Origin of the sequence: Paenibacillus harenae DSM 16969, from assembly GCF_000422465.1 — a bacterium.
In the GTDB taxonomy this organism is placed as follows: Bacteria; Bacillota; Bacilli; order Paenibacillales; family Paenibacillaceae; genus Pristimantibacillus; species Pristimantibacillus harenae.
In genome coordinates, this window is sequence record NZ_KE383842.1 from 1,507,115 (window position 1) to 1,522,504 (window position 15,390).

Below are 15,390 nucleotides of genomic sequence, written 5' to 3' on the forward strand. Positions count from 1 at the left end.
TTAATTCCTCTCCTTCAAACTATCACTGGATAACAAATCCATCGTAACATGACTTAACGCCTCTTGAACAGTTTGGCTCGAGGAGCCGTCGAAGGATTGAAAACGCACGGTCGTGTCTCTCTCCTCCGATACCTTATACCCGTTATGGATGAAGTGAAAGATTGTTTTCTCATCCATCTTGAGCGGCAGCAGCCGGTCGCGGTCAATGACAAGCTTATACTCGGTTTCCGCCTCCATCGTCGACAGCATGGCATCCAGCTGCTTTCTCGACCGACCGAGTTCCTGCTCCCATTCCGCCTTGTAAGCACTGTCTGACGCCGGCGCATTAGCCCCCAGCTGGTCAAGCTGCAGCCGCAGCCGCTGCTCCCATTTCGTCTTCGCTGCAGCTTTGCTTTCCTTGATATGCAGCGTTACTGTTTTCTTATCGTCATTACCGTTTTCGATGCGCACCTCTTCATTCTTTTCGTTAAGAGCTCCCAGCACCTGTACAGGGTTCCAATGCAGCGGGTCCTCGCTATTCGTCTGGAGCGTCAATTGCTGATGGTCCACGACCTTGCCTTCGAAAATTTGTGGCTTAAATTCCACTCCGTCTGCCGTCTTCATGCTCATAGAGCCGGTGAACGCATATTGATCTGTTGCCGCAAGTCCCGAATAGGAAAGGGTGAGCCACTCTTCCGGCGTGCGTTTGCCGGTGCTGCCGCATCCTAGCAGCGGAACAATACATACGGCAAGCATTATAATAGCCGCTATTGCCCGATTTATTCTCACAAGCCATACCTCCCGTCCTGTTACTTTTGTAGGGTCCCAATCCTTTGCGCTCCTTATTCCAAAAATCCTAGAGACTGGCTATCACAACACAGGGCTTTTGGTACATCTTTCTGAACTCTTTCAATCAGGTTTGAATCTTGACAACCGCCGTACTTTTCATATATTATTTATTGATGAATAGATGGGCGTACGGTTTTGTGTCACCCTCATGAAATACGTTCGCTGCAGGCCTGCGGCTGACTAGCCTGACAGGGACGAGCTTGCTCGGACATTGAGCGTATTCGGCGAAACACAACCCCATTCACAAATTTATTTGATGAAGGAGTTAACTTTACGTATGTCACGTTATACTGGTCCTAAATTTAAACTAAGCCGCCGCCTTGGTATTTCTTTGAGCGGAACCGGCAAAGAACTTGCAAAACGCGCATTCCCTCCAGGTCAACACGGCCCTAACCAACGCAAGAAGCTGAGCGGTTACGGCGTTCAATTGCAAGAGAAGCAAAAGCTTCGTCACATGTATGGCTTGAACGAAAAACAATTCCGCAACTTGTTTGACAAAGCGGCAAAAATGAAAGGTAAAGCCGGTGAAAACTTCATGGGCCTCCTTGAAAGCCGTCTTGACAACCTCGTTTACCGTCTTGGCTTCTCCAACTCCCGTGCAGGCTCACGTCAGTTGGTATCCCACGGTCATATTACAGTAAACGGCAAGAAAGTGGATATTGCTTCTTATAGCGTAGCTGTTGGCGATGTAATCGGCCTGCGTGAGCGCAGCCGCAGCCTTAAGACGGTAAAAGAAGCTATGGAAGGCCGTCACCACCTTCCGAACTATCTGGAATTCAACGATCAAGCGGTTGAAGGTAAATATATTCGCCTGCCAGACCGCGGCGAGCTTTCCCAAGAGATCGACGAGAAACAAATCGTCGAGTTCTACAGCCGTTAATCAAAAGGAAAACCTCGAACCAACCGGTTCGAGGTTTTTTTCTGCTTTAAAGAGCAGATTGTACCGTGGACGGATCATCAATCCGTTGTCTTGGGCGGCAGCAATGCAGCCGTCATGTCCGCAGGCTTGCCCGGTGCTACAGGGGCTGGGGCTGGGGCCGTCTTTGCCGTCAGGCCTTTGATAAGCGAATGAACATCGATTCCGGACACGTTCTTCAGCATTTCCGGCGCAGTCGCCATAAGCGAGGTAACGTAGTTGCTAAGTCGCGCTGCTCCTTCGCCATTCCCGGTATCCACAACGGTCAGCTTATCGATGCTGCCGATCGGTGCCGCTACCTTGCCGGCAAGCTCAGGCAGCATCTTGACGATAATATCGAGTACTGCCGCTTCGCCGAATTTCTCGAACGCCTCGGCCAGCTTCTCTTTCGCTTCCGCCTCCGCTAAGCCGCGCAGTCTTATAACCTCGGCTTCCGCCGTACCCTTCGCTTTCTCGGCCTCCGCGACGGCTAAACCGTCAAGACGCTTTTGCGAGGCATGCGCCTTCGCTTCCGCTTCGATCCGGTACTGCAGCGCATCCGCTTCACGAAGCTGCTTCGCTTTATTCGCTTCAGCCGCCTGTTCTACTGCGTAACGGTCCGCGTCGGCTTTTTTCTTAACTTCCGCATCGTACTGCTTCTCTCGCCGCAATATTTCTTTCGCCTCGAGATCGATTTCCCTTTCCTTCCGGACGAGCTCTACCTTCATCTGCTCCTCTACAACGCTTTGCTTCGCCCGGGCTTCTTGAATCGAATAAGCCTGATCGGCTTCCGCCTTCGCCGTATCCTGATCGCGCTTAAACGAGGCCACCTTCATCTCTTTATCCTTCTCGGCTTCCGCGATGTTCGTGTCGCGCAGCAGTTCTGCCTTCTGACCGGCTTCGGCCGCAAGCGCCTTCTGGATTCGGGCGTCCCGCACAGCTTGGGCTTCCGCAATTTCCGCATCGCGCTTGACGGCAGCAATACGCGGTTTGCCCAGCGCATCAAGATAGCCGTGCTTATCCCGCAAATCTTTTATCGTGAAAGAAACGATTTGCAGCCCCATCTTCTTCAGATCTTTGGCTGCCACTCCCTGCACCTCTTGCGCGAATTTATCGCGATTGCGATACACCTCTTCGACCGTCATAGAGCCTAGAATCGCCCGCAGATGACCCTCCAGCACCTCTTGGGCTTCCCCTTTAAGCGCTTCCGTCGGTTTGCCTAGAAACTGCTCCGCTGCCGTTGCGACATCCTCGACGGCTCCGCCGATTTTAATAATCGCCACGCCGTCCGCCATAACGGGAACACCCTGCTCCGTATACACCTCAGGCGTCGATACATCCAGCTTGTGCGACAGCAAGGAAAGGAATTCCGACTTCTGGAAGATCGGAAGAATGAAGGCTCCTCCCCCTCTAATAATTTTTACCTTGCGGCCCGATTCATCAATGCTAGAATTGCGGCTCCCCAGAAATGAGCCTGTGACAAGCATCGCTTCATCCGGACTGACCGTTTTGTAACGCGCCCAAAACGCGAGTCCCAGTACGACGATAACGCCAACGACAAGCGCGGGAATAAGTAATTGATCCGGCATATGTTTTCCCCTCTCTACTTCAATAATGGATCGAGATGAACCTCTGACACATACAGCGTGCTGTCTTTCACTTCGACGACAACGACCTGGCTCCCTCCGGCAATGTCAACCTTGTCGAAGCTTGCGGCAATTTGATTCGTAAAGCCTGCTCCCACCTTTACCATTACCTCGCCATATCCGGAAGCTGGAATCGGCACCAGGACTTCCGCCAGCATGCCGGGCAAGGAATGAAGCGAAAAAGCGATCGAGGACTCGCTGTTTTCCATTGGTCTGACATAAAGGAAAAATACGGCGACACCTGCGAGAATGGCGATCAATAAAGATAAGATCAGAATAGTCGTGATGCCGAACCCCGAGTAACGTTCAAATAAAATGCCTGCTCCGCCAAAAACGGTGATTCCGCCGACAAACGACATTGGCGACAGCCAGGAATGGCCTTCTAACGATAGAAAATCGAGTGCTCCGTCGAACAGCAGGCCAAGCCAATCGCCAAATACAACGCTGATTACCGCATAAATAATACCGCCGATGAGACAAGCCCAAAATAACGTCTCCAACTTCCTCCTCCTTTCTTAGTATCCAATACATGTTAACACTTCCGTTATTTATTACGTTGAAAACGGCCATTTGTTTCTAAAAAGATAAAGCCTGTTGAATTTTATCGATTCAACAAGCTTTATTAGAACTTATCCTTGCTTTATTTTCACAAATTTACGTTTGCCAACCTGCAGAACATCCCCGTCCTTCGGCGTTATGTCCGCGTTAAAGTCGGTAATCTTATCTTCATTAATCCGTACGGCGCCCTGCTGCACACTGCGTCTCGCTTCGCTGCTGGTCGCCTGCAGCCCAAGCACCGTCAGCAGCTTCACGATCCGGATTTGGCCGTTGTTGAGCTCCGCTGCAGGAACCGTTACTTCTTCGATATCTTCCGGAAGCGCCCGCTGCTGAAACACGGTAATAAAATGATTTTCTGCCGCATTAGCCGCATCGTCGCCGTGATACATGCGTACGAAGGTGGCTGCAAGCTGCATCTTGGCATCCCGCGGATGTACGGTTCCGTTGTCCAAGTCTGCCTTTAACGCGGCCAGCTGTTCATTGCTTAAGTCCGTGGCAAGCTCATAGTATTTAAACATCAGCTCATCCGGGATGGACATCGATTTGCCATAAATTTGGTTAGGCTCCTCATCGATCCCAATGTAGTTGCCCAAGCTTTTGCTCATCTTGTTTACGCCGTCCAGGCCTTCAATCAGCGGCGTCATTATCGCGACCTGCGCAGCCTTGCCATATTCTTTCTGAAGCGTTCTTCCCATTAGCAGGTTGAACTTCTGATCCGTACCGCCAAGCTCGACATCCGATTCCAGCGCGACTGAATCGTAGCCCTGCATGAGCGGGTAGAAAAATTCATGAATGCTGATCGGCTGGCCGGTCGTATAACGTTTCGTGAAATCGTCGCGTTCCAGCATACGCGCAACCGTTACTTTCGCCGCCAGACTGACGACATCGGCGAAGTTAAGCGGAGCCAGCCATTCCGAATTGTAGTACAGCTTCGTTTTCTCGGGATCCAAAATTTTGTAAATTTGCTTCTGGTACGTCTCCGCATTGCGCTTGACATCTTCTTCCGTCAGCTGCTTGCGCGTTTCCGATTTGCCTGTCGGGTCTCCGATCCGTCCTGTAAAATCGCCGATCAGCAGTTGAACCTGGTGGCCCAGCTCCTGGAATTGCCGCAGCTTGTGCAGCACAACGGTGTGCCCGATATGAATGTCAGGCGCCGATGGATCCAGTCCCAGCTTAACTTTTAACGGTTGGCCCGTCGCGACTGCATTTGCCACCTTCTGCTTCAGCTCATCCTCCGGCACGATTTCCACAACGCCGCGGCGAATCACGGCAAGCTGACGTTCAACCTCGGTCTGCTGCTCCTTCGATAACTGCTCCCACTTCACCATAAAACATTTCCTCCCTCATTTACGTCTATCTATTTTGGACATAAAAAATCCTTCCAGCCCCAAGGGACGAGAAGGATTAGCTCGCGGTACCACCCTCGTTAGAGTACGACTGCCGGCAATCGGTCAAGACGCAACTCTCACTTCATTGCTTGATAACGGAGTTCTGCTCCGAAGCGGACTACTGCGGATACGCAGCGCGTCTGTTCAGCCTTAAGGCTGGCAGTGGACGCCGATAGCGGATATCCGGTTCCTTCGCTTAGCTCCAGGCTGTAATTCAACAAGCGGCGCATACCGGTTCCCACCACCCACCGGCTCTCTGCAAACACGTTACGCTGTCTACTCATGCCCTTCAACGCCATGATTGGATAAAACATTATAGTGTTTATACCATATGCGCCCTTAAGAAGTCAATCGGGTATAGAACTGCTTACTTTGGCGTTTTATGTTATAATAAATCTGCTATTTGGAGGAGGAGACAGAACTATGCAAGAAGAAAGTCAACCATCGCCAATCAAACGAAGCAAATGGCGTACATTCGGACTCGTAACATTTATAATCGTCAAATGGATGGTATACTTCGGAATCTTCATCGGGCTGCTGGCCGGAGGCGCTGTTACCGGCTATGTTGCGGCGCTCGTGAAAGGCGAAGAGGTAAGGCCTCGTACCACTATTGAAGAAAAGGTCGGCGAAAATGCGATAACCGGTTATGTTTATTTTAACGATGACTCGCTGGTAGGACAGCTAAGAACTTCAGAAGATAGAACGATTGTTACATATGAAGAATTGCCGCCGCAAGTTATCAACGCCGTGCTCGGCATCGAGGACAACAACTTCTTCGAGCATAAGGGCGTGGACATTAACGGACTCGGACGCGCCGTGAAGCAGAAGCTTCTGAACGAGGACATTCAGACGGGCGGAAGTACGCTTACGCAGCAAGTGGCCCGCCGCGTATTTTTGAGCCTGGACAAAACCGACAGCCGCAAATTCAAAGAAATCTTCTTATCGCTGCGGATGGAACGTTATTTGACCAAGAAAGAAATTTTGACGGCTTACTTGAATAAGGTTCCGTTCGGAAACGGCTCGAGCGGCTACAACTTATTCGGCATCAAGTCGGCTGCCAAGGGCATATTCAACATTACCGATTTAAATCAGCTGAACATCGCGCAATCTGCTTACTTAGCGGGTCTGCCGCAGCGCCCTTCGGCATACACCGCATTTACCGGCAAAGGCGAATTCGACCAGGAAGGCTTTGATCTGGCCATGGGCCGCCAGCGCACCGTATTGAAGCGCATGCTGGAGACCGGCCGCATCACGCAGCAGGAATATGATAAAGCGATTAGCTTCGACATTAGAAAAACGCTCGCACCTCCAACGGAGAAAGCGTATACGACCTATCCGTATCTTATGCTGGAGGCGGAGCGCCAGGCTGCCGAAATTATGCTTATGCAGCAGGACCCAACCTTGACCAAAGCGGAATTGAGCACAAAGGAAAATGCGCCATTGATCGAAGAAGCGCGCGATCACCTGCTTCGCGGCGGTTACCATGTCTATACGACGATAGACAAGGAAATTTACCAGCTGATGCGTGAAATCGGCAGCAATGAGAAAAACTTCACGCCTTTCAGCGAAACAAAAGGCTTGGAGCAGATTGCGGCAATCATGCTCGATCATAAGACCGGCGCCATTGTCAGTATGCTCGAAGGCCGTGACTTCTACGAGGAACAGCTGAACTATGCCACGCAGATGAAAAGGCAGCCGGGGTCAACAATGAAGACGGTCGCTGCGTACCTGCCGGCTATCGAGCAAGGCATCATCCAGCCGGCCAGCATTGTCGACGATGCTCCGATTGTCATGAAGGATGGCCAGAAGGGCTTCCATATTCCAATGAACGTTACGAATACGTTCAAAGGACTTGTGACTGCGCGGGATGCGTTAAATCAATCCTTAAACTTACCCGCATTAAAAATATTTAATGACGAGGTCAAAATTGAGAATGCTTGGGCGTTCGTTAAGAAGCTTGGCATTACGACGCTGCAGCCTGAAGACGCCTACGCGCAAACGGGCGTAATCGGAGGACTGAGCATTGGCGTATCCGTAGAAGAGCTTACGAACGCATACGGCTCTATTCCGAATAAAGGCGTATTCAACGATGCCTACATGATAGACCGTATAACCGACCCGAACGGAAAAATCGTATACGAGCACAAAGCGGAACCGAAGCGGGTATTCTCGGAACAAAGCGCGTTCCTAATGACGGATATGCTGTCTACCGTTATTTCGGATAAAAAAGGCTCCGGTCACAAACTCACTTCGCAATTCAAGCATTACGGGGAAATCCCGATTGCAGGTAAAACAGGCTCTACGCAAAGCTACGGGGACGTGTGGTTCATGGGCTTCTCGCCGGACGTAACTTTGGGGGTATGGGCCGGCTATGAGGAGCAAGTTAACTCGTTAACAAAGGAAGGTAGAGCAAGAGCGCGCTCGATCTGGGCTCTTATCATGAATGAAGTCGCTGATAAGAAACCCGAATTGTTCGTCACGGATAAATTCGAAAGACCTTCTGGCATTGTAAAGGCTACCGTATCGAGCGCCAGCGGCCTCCTTCCAAGCCAGATAACAAAGGAAGCAGGACTGCTCGTTACCGATTGGTTCAACAAAAAGGATATTCCGAAGAAGACGGACGATGCCTTAGTGAAGATGGCTTTCATCAGTTACGACGGCGTAAACTATGTGCCAAATCCGGCTACGCCCCTTGATTTCATAAAGGAACAGACGGTTATTAAACGTAAAAAACCGCTTGATGTGCTTTTCGATGAAATTAAGGCGGCTCAAGCAAAATTACCGGCAAAGAGCCGGAGACCGATCGACGTTTACATGCCTGCCGACGCGGATACGAGCGCTCCATCGAAGCCCGATCCGCGGGTAGACGACGGAGCGGCGCCTCCTCCTCCGGCTATCGTTAAGCTGAATGCTGCGGACGGCGGCGTACTCGTTCTGACGTTTAACGATAGCACCGCCAAAGATGTCGTGGGCTACCGCGTCTACAAATCGGTCAATCAAGGCAGCTTTGAGAAGGTTGGAGCTTCAATCGTCGTTGGCGAGGAGAAAAAAGCGAAGTTTTATGCCTCCAGCCAAAACAGCAATACATTCTACGTGACTGCCGTTGACGTTGCAGGCAAGGAATCCGCGCCAAGTCAGCCGGTGCAATACGGTAACGTTCCGATAATCCCCGGGCTGCCTGACGGCAGCGGCGGACCGGTCGGAAATGAAAATGGAGGAGTTCCTTCAGCGCCAGCTGGCTTGCAGTCGGAGAAAACCGAGCTCAGCGTCCGGTTGAGCTGGAGTGCGAATAACGCAACTGAGCAGGTTACGCAATATCATATTTATTACAGCTCCAATAATGACGGCAAATATTCGAAGATTGGATCAACCTCGGAGACGAGCTTTGAGTATGTCGCCCCATTCATTAAAGGATCCTTTTATGTTACATCCGAGAATGGGAGCGGCGAGTCCTCCCCTTCTTCACAAATATCGATTAATTAATGGATAGGAGCGGTTTCAATGGCAAAAATGCGTTTAGATCATGTCGGCGTTATGGTAAAAAACATCGATATGTCAATTACCTTTTATACCGATATTCTCGGCTTCGGTCTCAAAGGCCGTACATTGCATACGAACGGCGTCATTGAGCTTGCATTTCTCGGTTTCAAAGATGATCAGGAAACCGAGCTTGAGTTAATTCAAGGCTATAATGACAGCCTCCCGGTTGAAGGCAAAGTCCATCACTTCGCCATCCTTGTCTCTGATGTGGAAGCCGAATTCGAACGGTTAAAGCAGCTTAACGTTTCCTTTGTGGATGAAAGCATAACAACGCTGCCGAACGGCTACCGGTACTTTTTTGTGCAAGGTCCGGACGGCGAGCGGATTGAATTATTTCAGCGGTAGCCGCATACTCGCCTAAAGAAAGAGGATGTCTCCGAAACGGAAACATCCTCTTTCTTTATTCTTATAAGGACCGGACCTAATCTTCAATCGTAGACAAGTCGCCGGTCGGCAGGTTCAGTTCCCAAGCTTTCAGAACCCTTCGCATAATTTTGCCGCTGCGCGTCTTTGGAAGCTTATCCTTAAACTCGATTTCTCTTGGCGCGGCATGCGCAGATAGGCCTACTTTGACGAATTGCGAGATTTCCTGTTTTAATTCATCTGAAGGCGAAAAGCCTTCCCGCAATGCGATGAATGCTTTGATGATCTCGCCGCGCATCGGATCGGGCTTGCCGATTACCCCTGCCTCGGCTACAGCCGGATGCTCAACCAGCTTGCTCTCTACTTCGAAAGGTCCGACCCTTTCGCCAGCCGTATTGATTACATCGTCGATCCGCCCTTGGAACCAGAAATAGCCCTCTTCATCCATATAAGCGGAGTCGCCGGAAACGTACCAGCCCTTCAAGTAGAAATATTCCTCGTATTTAGACGGATTGTTCCATATTTTGCGCATCATCGACGGCCATGGCGTCCGGATTGCCAAATTGCCCATACGATAAGGCGGAACCTCATTGCCGTTATCGTCAATGATTGCGGCCTCCACGCCCGGCAAAGGCTTGCCCATGGAGCCCGGCTTGATGTCCATGCTCGGATAATTGCAGATCAGCTGCCCCCCGGTTTCGGTCATCCACCAGGTGTCATGGATACGCTGGCCGTATACCTTCATGCCCCAACGCACGACTTCCGGATTTAGCGGTTCTCCGACGCTGAGAACATGGCGAAGGCTCGATAAGTCAAACTGCTGCGAGACGTCATCCCCTGCACCCATCAGCATGCGAAATGCCGTCGGCGCGCTGTACCACACCGTAACGCCGTATTTCTGAATAACGCCATACCAATCGCTCGGACTGAATCGACCGCCGCGAACGACGTTTGTAGCGCCGTTAAGCCATGGAGCAAACATGCCGTATGACGTTCCTGTTACCCAGCCAGGGTCGGCCGTGCACCAATATATATCGTCTTCTTTTAAATCAAGAACAACTTGACCGGTATACAGATGCTGGATCATCGCATTCTGGACATGATAGACGCCCTTCGGTTTACCGGTAGATCCGGATGTATAATGCAGAATTAGTCCGTCCTCGCGGTCCAGCCATTCCATCTCCGCCGCATCGGAGGCGTTCGACATTTCCGTCGAAAAATCGATTACCCCGTCTTCCTCGGGCACATCTTGACCGAATACGATAATATGCTTTAGATTAGGCAGCTCATCGCGCTTAATTCGTTTATACAGTGCAGGAGTCGTCACAATGGCCGACGCTTCACTGTCGAGAAGCCTGTCTTTCACCGCGGTTTCCATGAACGCCTCGAACAGCGGACCCACAACTGCGCCGATCTTCAATGCGCCCAGTGCGCTGAAATACAGTTCCGGCGTCCTTGGCATAAAAATAAAGACGCGTTCGCCTTTGGTAAGCCCCAGCCCGCGCAATACATTCGCGAACCGGTTCGATTGCTTGCTCAGCTCTTCGAACGTAAAGGATTCGTCCCGTTCATTATCGCTATAGTAGAGCGCGATCTTGCCGCCCTTGCCCTGCTCGACGTGACGATCAATTGCTTCGTAAGCCATATTAACCTTGCCTGTGCTGTGCCAGCTGAATTGACTTTCGACTTGGTTCCAGTCAAATGCCGCAGACGCGCTTTCATAATCCGGTAAATTCGGATTCGTCGCCGTTGCCGGAATTCGCTCTTGATGTAGGTTGATCATGCTATCACTCTCCCATCAAATCTCTCTTTTGCCGCTATAGGAATACGCTTACAAACCAACACTCCCATTATATCACAACCTTTTTCTATTCGACTACGCTTTTCATTTACTCAAATGTTTGTTATAAAGAGTAAAGAAGCTGCAGCTGGTGATAAAAATCTATCGCTAAAGGGGAATAAGCCTTTGGAACATCGAAAGCGTTTTCAGCGGGCTCAGCTCGCTCTAGACGCCAGCCGTGAATTGATTATTGAGGGCCCCGTTCCGGCGGAGAGATTGGCAGACATGAAGATGAATGCGGCGCTGGACGCTTTCCGAAGACCGCGGGAGCAGCATGAAGCGCTCGTCGAAATCGCGAACCTTGTCGAAGGGCGAATCATTGTGGCGCGCGAAGGCGACATCATTGTAGGCTATGTCACCTTTCATTACGCCGATGAGCTTGAACGCTGGTCCGACGGCGGCATGCTCGATCTTATCGAGCTGGGAGCAATCGAGGTGGCGGATGACTACCGCGGATACGGGCTCGGGAAACGGATGATTCAACTCGCTTTCGCGGAAGAGCAGTTGGAGAATATGATCGTGTTTACGACAGAGTATTATTGGCATTGGGATCTGGAAGGCACGAAATTGTCGGTATGGGACTACCGTAAAATGATGGAGAATCTGATGAAATCTGCCGGGATGATCTGGTACGCCACGGACGATCCTGAAATATGCTCTCATCCCGCAAATTGCTTGATGGTTCGGATCGGTCATGAAGTTCCGCTGAGCTCCGTAGAGCAGTTCGACCGCGTCCGTTTCCGCCAGCGGTTTATGTATTAGGCGCAAGCTGCGCAAACCTTAGCCTATGCTTACGATGCTGGTTTGCTGCGCAAACCTAAGCCTATGCTTACGATGCTGGTTTGCTGCGCAAACCTATAGGAGGATCAAAATGGCTTCAGACGCTATATTCATTCACCATTCGGATGCAACCGGTTATAGATTCGGAGAGGAACATCCATTTAATCCCCTCCGTCTTACGCTGACTATAGATTTGCTTAAAGCTGCGGGAGCTTTATCGGATAGCCGGATCATATCTCCCCTCTCGGCTATGGAAGAAAGTGTCCTATCGCTCGTACACCGGCCGGACTATCTGGATGCAGTTAAGCGATTAAGCGAGTACGGCCAATCCGGTGAGAATGCATCGCTAGCCGATCGGTATGGGCTAAATACGGACGATACGCCCTACTTTCCCGGTATTCATAAAGCCGCGGCTGCAATCGTCAGCGGCTCGATCGCAGCAGCTGACGCAGTTATGTCAGGCCGGTCACAGCATGCCTACCATATGGCGGGAGGCTTGCATCACGCCTTCCCTGACCGCGCTTCGGGCTTCTGTGTGTATAACGATGCGGCTGTGGCGATTAAGCATATCCGGCAAACCTATGGCGCGAGAGTGCTGTATATCGATACGGATGTCCACCACGGCGATGGCGTTCAATGGGTATTTTACGATGATCCGGACGTATGCACCTATTCCATTCACGAGACCGGTAAATTTCTGTTCCCCGGTACGGGCTTCGTACATGAGAAAGGGGTCGACAGAGGATTTGGCGCAAGCTTCAACATGCCGTTAGAACCCTATACCGAGGATGACTCATGGCTTGAAAGCTTTAATGTCACCGTTCGTAAAGTGATTGAAGCCTTCAAGCCTGACGTTATAATCAGTCAGCACGGCTGTGACGCTCATGCTTACGATCCTCTCTCGCATATGCAATGCAGTATGCGCATCTATGCGGAAATCCCGGAAATCATCCATGAGCTCGCCCATTCCTATACGAATGGCCGCTGGATTGCGCTTGGAGGCGGCGGATATGATATTTACCGGGTCGTGCCCCGAGCGTGGTCGCTCGTATGGCTCTCAATGATCGATCATCCGATTGCGGCTGCGGCTGCGGCCGGCCAAATGCGGTTGCTTCCGGAGAACTGGCTGCGGCAATGGGCTTCGTTCAGCCCGAATAAATTGCCTGTTCATTGGCTCGATGATCTATCGACCTTTAAAGCCATGCCGCGCCGTCAAGAGATTACGAATAAGAATAAAGCGACACAGGCTATCGTTATTCAAGATCTTTAGCCCGCATCCAAGCTGGAGAAGTACCGTCAGGAGATTAATTTGCGGCCTGGCGGTTCTTCGCATCCGCATAATGCTTAATCTTCAATCCATTGTCTTGGTCCTATGATGTGGAATAATTGCTGACTGTTACGATTAAGGGCATCTTGTATCCGTTGAATCGTGAAGTCACTAATGGGTCTAGGGAGATCATCCATCGTGCAATATCTGCATTCTAAGATTTCAGGTGAACACGGCTCAGGTTTTTATTGTATTTGTTATTTGATATAAAGACAAAGTGGTGCATGTCATATGTTGGGTCATAATATATGCCAGTTAATTGACCAACTTCGACGTCAAGCCCCGTTTCTTCCAGCGCCTCTCTCTTTGCGGCTTCTAAGTGGAAGAAAGTTTCAATCAGGAAGAAAAAGCAGAACGTCGAAGTTCGGTCTATGTCTCATCTACTGGAATTGACGTAACTTGACTGACATATATTCGTGTTGTATTTTCAAGAAAAAAAACCAACGCTGGTAAATGACCGGCGTCGGCTTTTTTGTTATCCGATATGCAGAACGATATCGTCTATGATTTGATAGGAGTTGTTGGATGCTGTTACCGTAAACTCAGAGAAGTTCACGTGGGCTGAGCCATCCGCTTTATCCGACATGGAACGAATAATGACAAATGGTATTTCGTTCATGTCGCACACCTGCGCGACCGAAGCTCCCTCCATCTCCGCACATGCGCCTTCCATCGTTTCATGCAGCAGTTTGACCGTCTCCCGGCTAGCGATGAACTGGTCGCCAGACAGCACTTTGCCTTTCAGGCTTCGTCCGGCAAAGAGCCGGTCGCATGCCGCGATTGCCAGCTCGATCAACTGACCGTCGGCTGCAAATTCCGATCTGGCGTTGAATGGGATTGTGCCGCGGGCGAAGCCTAACGGCGAGCAATCCATATCATGCTGGATGCAGCTTGTGGAAACGACGATATCCCCAATATTTAACCGAGGATCAACAGCCCCTGCCACTCCTGTAAACAACACGCAATCTGCGCCTAAATCAAGCAGGATCTGCGTGCAGACAGCTGCATTAACTTTGCCGACGCCCGACTTGCAATAGATCACGGCTTTATCGTGAAGCTTGCCTTCATAATAAGTGATTCCCGCTTTCGTCACTTGCGACGAAACTTTCACATGCTTATGAAGCAAATCAATTTCTTCGGCCATCGCGCCGATTATTCCGATTTTATTAAACGGCATTTCTTCTAAACTCCTCCGACCGATTGTCGCACAACGATTTCATGCGGCAGCACCACTTTGGACTGATCGACGTTTTCCTTCTTCATCAGCTTCGTCAGCAAACGCATGGAAACAGCGCCGATATCGTACATCGGTTGAGCAACCGCAGTAAGCTGCGGACGAACCATCGAAGCCATCCGGCTGTTGTCAACGCTAATGACCGAGAAATCGCTTGGTACCTTCAACCCGTGGTCTTGAATGCTGTGAATCGCCCCGATAGCCATTTCGTCGGTTGCCGAGAATATCGCGGTAGGACGCTTGTCCAGCTCAATAAAATATTTCATCGCATCTGCTCCGGACTCATAGCGATAGTTGCCGATACGAACGAGCGTGTCGTCGTACGCGATTCCCGCATTCTCAAGCGCGCGCTTGTATCCTTGAAATCTGGCATAGCCGATCGAAGGATCCTGCAGCGTCCCGCTAATCATCGCAATGCGCGTATGTCCCTGCTCCAGCAGATTTTTGACAGCGTCAAAGGCCGCATCTTCATGATTAATATCAACGGATGGAATTTGTCCGCTTTCGTCGGAGGTCGCGCAAAGAACAATCGGGACATTCGCTGTCTTAAAGGCTTGCAAATGCTCTTCCGTCACTGCGCCGCCCATGAACAACAGGCCGTCCACCTGCTTCTCCAGCAGCGTGTTAATAACGCGGATTTCCTTATCCTTCTTCTTATCCGCGTTACACAAAATAATATTATAATGATACATATTGGCAATATCTTCAATTCCGCGAGCAACCTCGGCAAAAATAGCATTAGAGATGTCGGGGATCACTACGCCAACCGTAGTCGTTTTCTTGCTTGCAAGTCCTCTTGCAACGGCATTAGGACGATACCCGAGTCGTTCTATTGCTTCATAAACCTTCTTCCGTGTTGCGGGCTTCACATTCGGATTGTTATTGACAACCCGGGAAACCGTAGCCATCGATACTCCTGCTTCTCTTGCTACATCATAAATGGTTACCGTCACAGTGCTTCTCTCCATTAGCTCAGATTTTAACATTACGT

Annotated in this window: 12 protein-coding genes and 1 other annotated feature; of the genes, 5 read left to right on the forward strand and 7 right to left on the reverse strand. The window is 50.5% G+C overall.

The features are described 5' to 3' along the window. Window positions 1-768, reverse strand: coding sequence for a hypothetical protein (locus H581_RS0117485; protein WP_028611148.1), 768 nt, complete (start codon window positions 766-768; stop codon window positions 1-3). Window positions 769-1,105: 337 nt separating this feature from the next. Between H581_RS0117485 and rpsD the strand changes: the two genes are divergently transcribed. Beyond that, entirely contained in the window at window positions 1,106-1,708 is a 603-nt protein-coding gene (gene rpsD / locus H581_RS0117490; RefSeq protein ID WP_028611149.1) for a 30S ribosomal protein S4, read from the forward strand. 77 nt (window positions 1,709-1,785) lie between these two features. On the opposite strand, the gene H581_RS0117495 is transcribed toward rpsD, so the two are convergent. The 3 genes from H581_RS0117495 to tyrS all read right to left on the reverse strand — a co-directional run bounded on the left by H581_RS0117495 (window position 1,786) and on the right by tyrS (window position 5,252). Then, a complete protein-coding gene (locus tag H581_RS0117495) occupies window positions 1,786-3,312 on the reverse strand; it encodes a flotillin lipid rafts scaffold protein FloT (protein ID WP_028611150.1) in 1,527 nt (508 codons plus the stop codon). Between the two features lie 14 nt (window positions 3,313-3,326). Beyond that, window positions 3,327-3,869 carry an NfeD family membrane protein gene (locus H581_RS0117500; RefSeq protein WP_028611151.1) on the reverse strand — a complete coding sequence of 181 codons (543 nt, stop codon included), beginning with the start codon at window positions 3,867-3,869 and terminating at the stop codon, window positions 3,327-3,329. A gap of 129 nt (window positions 3,870-3,998) precedes the next feature. After that, window positions 3,999-5,252, reverse strand: a complete 1,254-nt coding sequence (gene tyrS, locus H581_RS0117505) for a tyrosine--tRNA ligase (protein WP_028611152.1) — start codon at window positions 5,250-5,252, stop codon at window positions 3,999-4,001. A 62-nt stretch (window positions 5,253-5,314) separates the two neighbouring features. Beyond that, window positions 5,315-5,617: a binding site (T-box leader), on the reverse strand. 121 nt (window positions 5,618-5,738) lie between these two features. Between tyrS and H581_RS0117515 the strand changes: the two genes are divergently transcribed. Further along, on the forward strand, window positions 5,739-8,798 hold the full coding sequence (locus H581_RS0117515) for a transglycosylase domain-containing protein (RefSeq protein WP_028611153.1): 3,060 nt from the start codon (window positions 5,739-5,741) through the stop codon (window positions 8,796-8,798). A gap of 18 nt (window positions 8,799-8,816) precedes the next feature. Then, the gene (locus tag H581_RS0117520; protein WP_028611154.1) at window positions 8,817-9,200 is read left to right on the forward strand and encodes a VOC family protein; all 384 of its coding nucleotides are present in this window, start codon (window positions 8,817-8,819) and stop codon (window positions 9,198-9,200) included. Window positions 9,201-9,276: 76 nt separating this feature from the next. On the opposite strand, the gene acsA is transcribed toward H581_RS0117520, so the two are convergent. Then, window positions 9,277-11,001 (reverse strand): acetate--CoA ligase, encoded by a 1,725-nt coding sequence (gene acsA / locus H581_RS0117525; protein ID WP_028611155.1) that lies wholly within the window; start codon window positions 10,999-11,001, stop codon window positions 9,277-9,279. 183 nt (window positions 11,002-11,184) lie between these two features. Here acsA and H581_RS0117530 point away from each other — a divergent pair, with 183 nt between their 5' ends. After that, window positions 11,185-11,820 (forward strand): GNAT family N-acetyltransferase, encoded by a 636-nt coding sequence (locus H581_RS0117530; RefSeq protein ID WP_028611156.1) that lies wholly within the window; start codon window positions 11,185-11,187, stop codon window positions 11,818-11,820. Window positions 11,821-11,929: 109 nt separating this feature from the next. Beyond that, window positions 11,930-13,108 (forward strand): acetoin utilization protein AcuC, encoded by a 1,179-nt coding sequence (locus H581_RS0117535; protein ID WP_028611157.1) that lies wholly within the window; start codon window positions 11,930-11,932, stop codon window positions 13,106-13,108. 532 nt (window positions 13,109-13,640) lie between these two features. Here the strand turns inward: H581_RS0117535 and H581_RS0117540 are convergent. Both H581_RS0117540 and ccpA read right to left on the reverse strand, forming a co-directional pair. Then, window positions 13,641-14,342: a 5'-methylthioadenosine/adenosylhomocysteine nucleosidase gene (locus H581_RS0117540; protein ID WP_028611158.1), complete on the reverse strand. Its 702-nt coding sequence runs from the start codon at window positions 14,340-14,342 to the stop codon at window positions 13,641-13,643. A gap of 5 nt (window positions 14,343-14,347) precedes the next feature. Continuing rightward, complete coding sequence (gene ccpA / locus H581_RS0117545) at window positions 14,348-15,352, reverse strand: catabolite control protein A (RefSeq protein WP_028611159.1); 1,005 nt, start codon at window positions 15,350-15,352, stop codon at window positions 14,348-14,350. Between the last annotated feature and the right edge of the window lie 38 nt (window positions 15,353-15,390).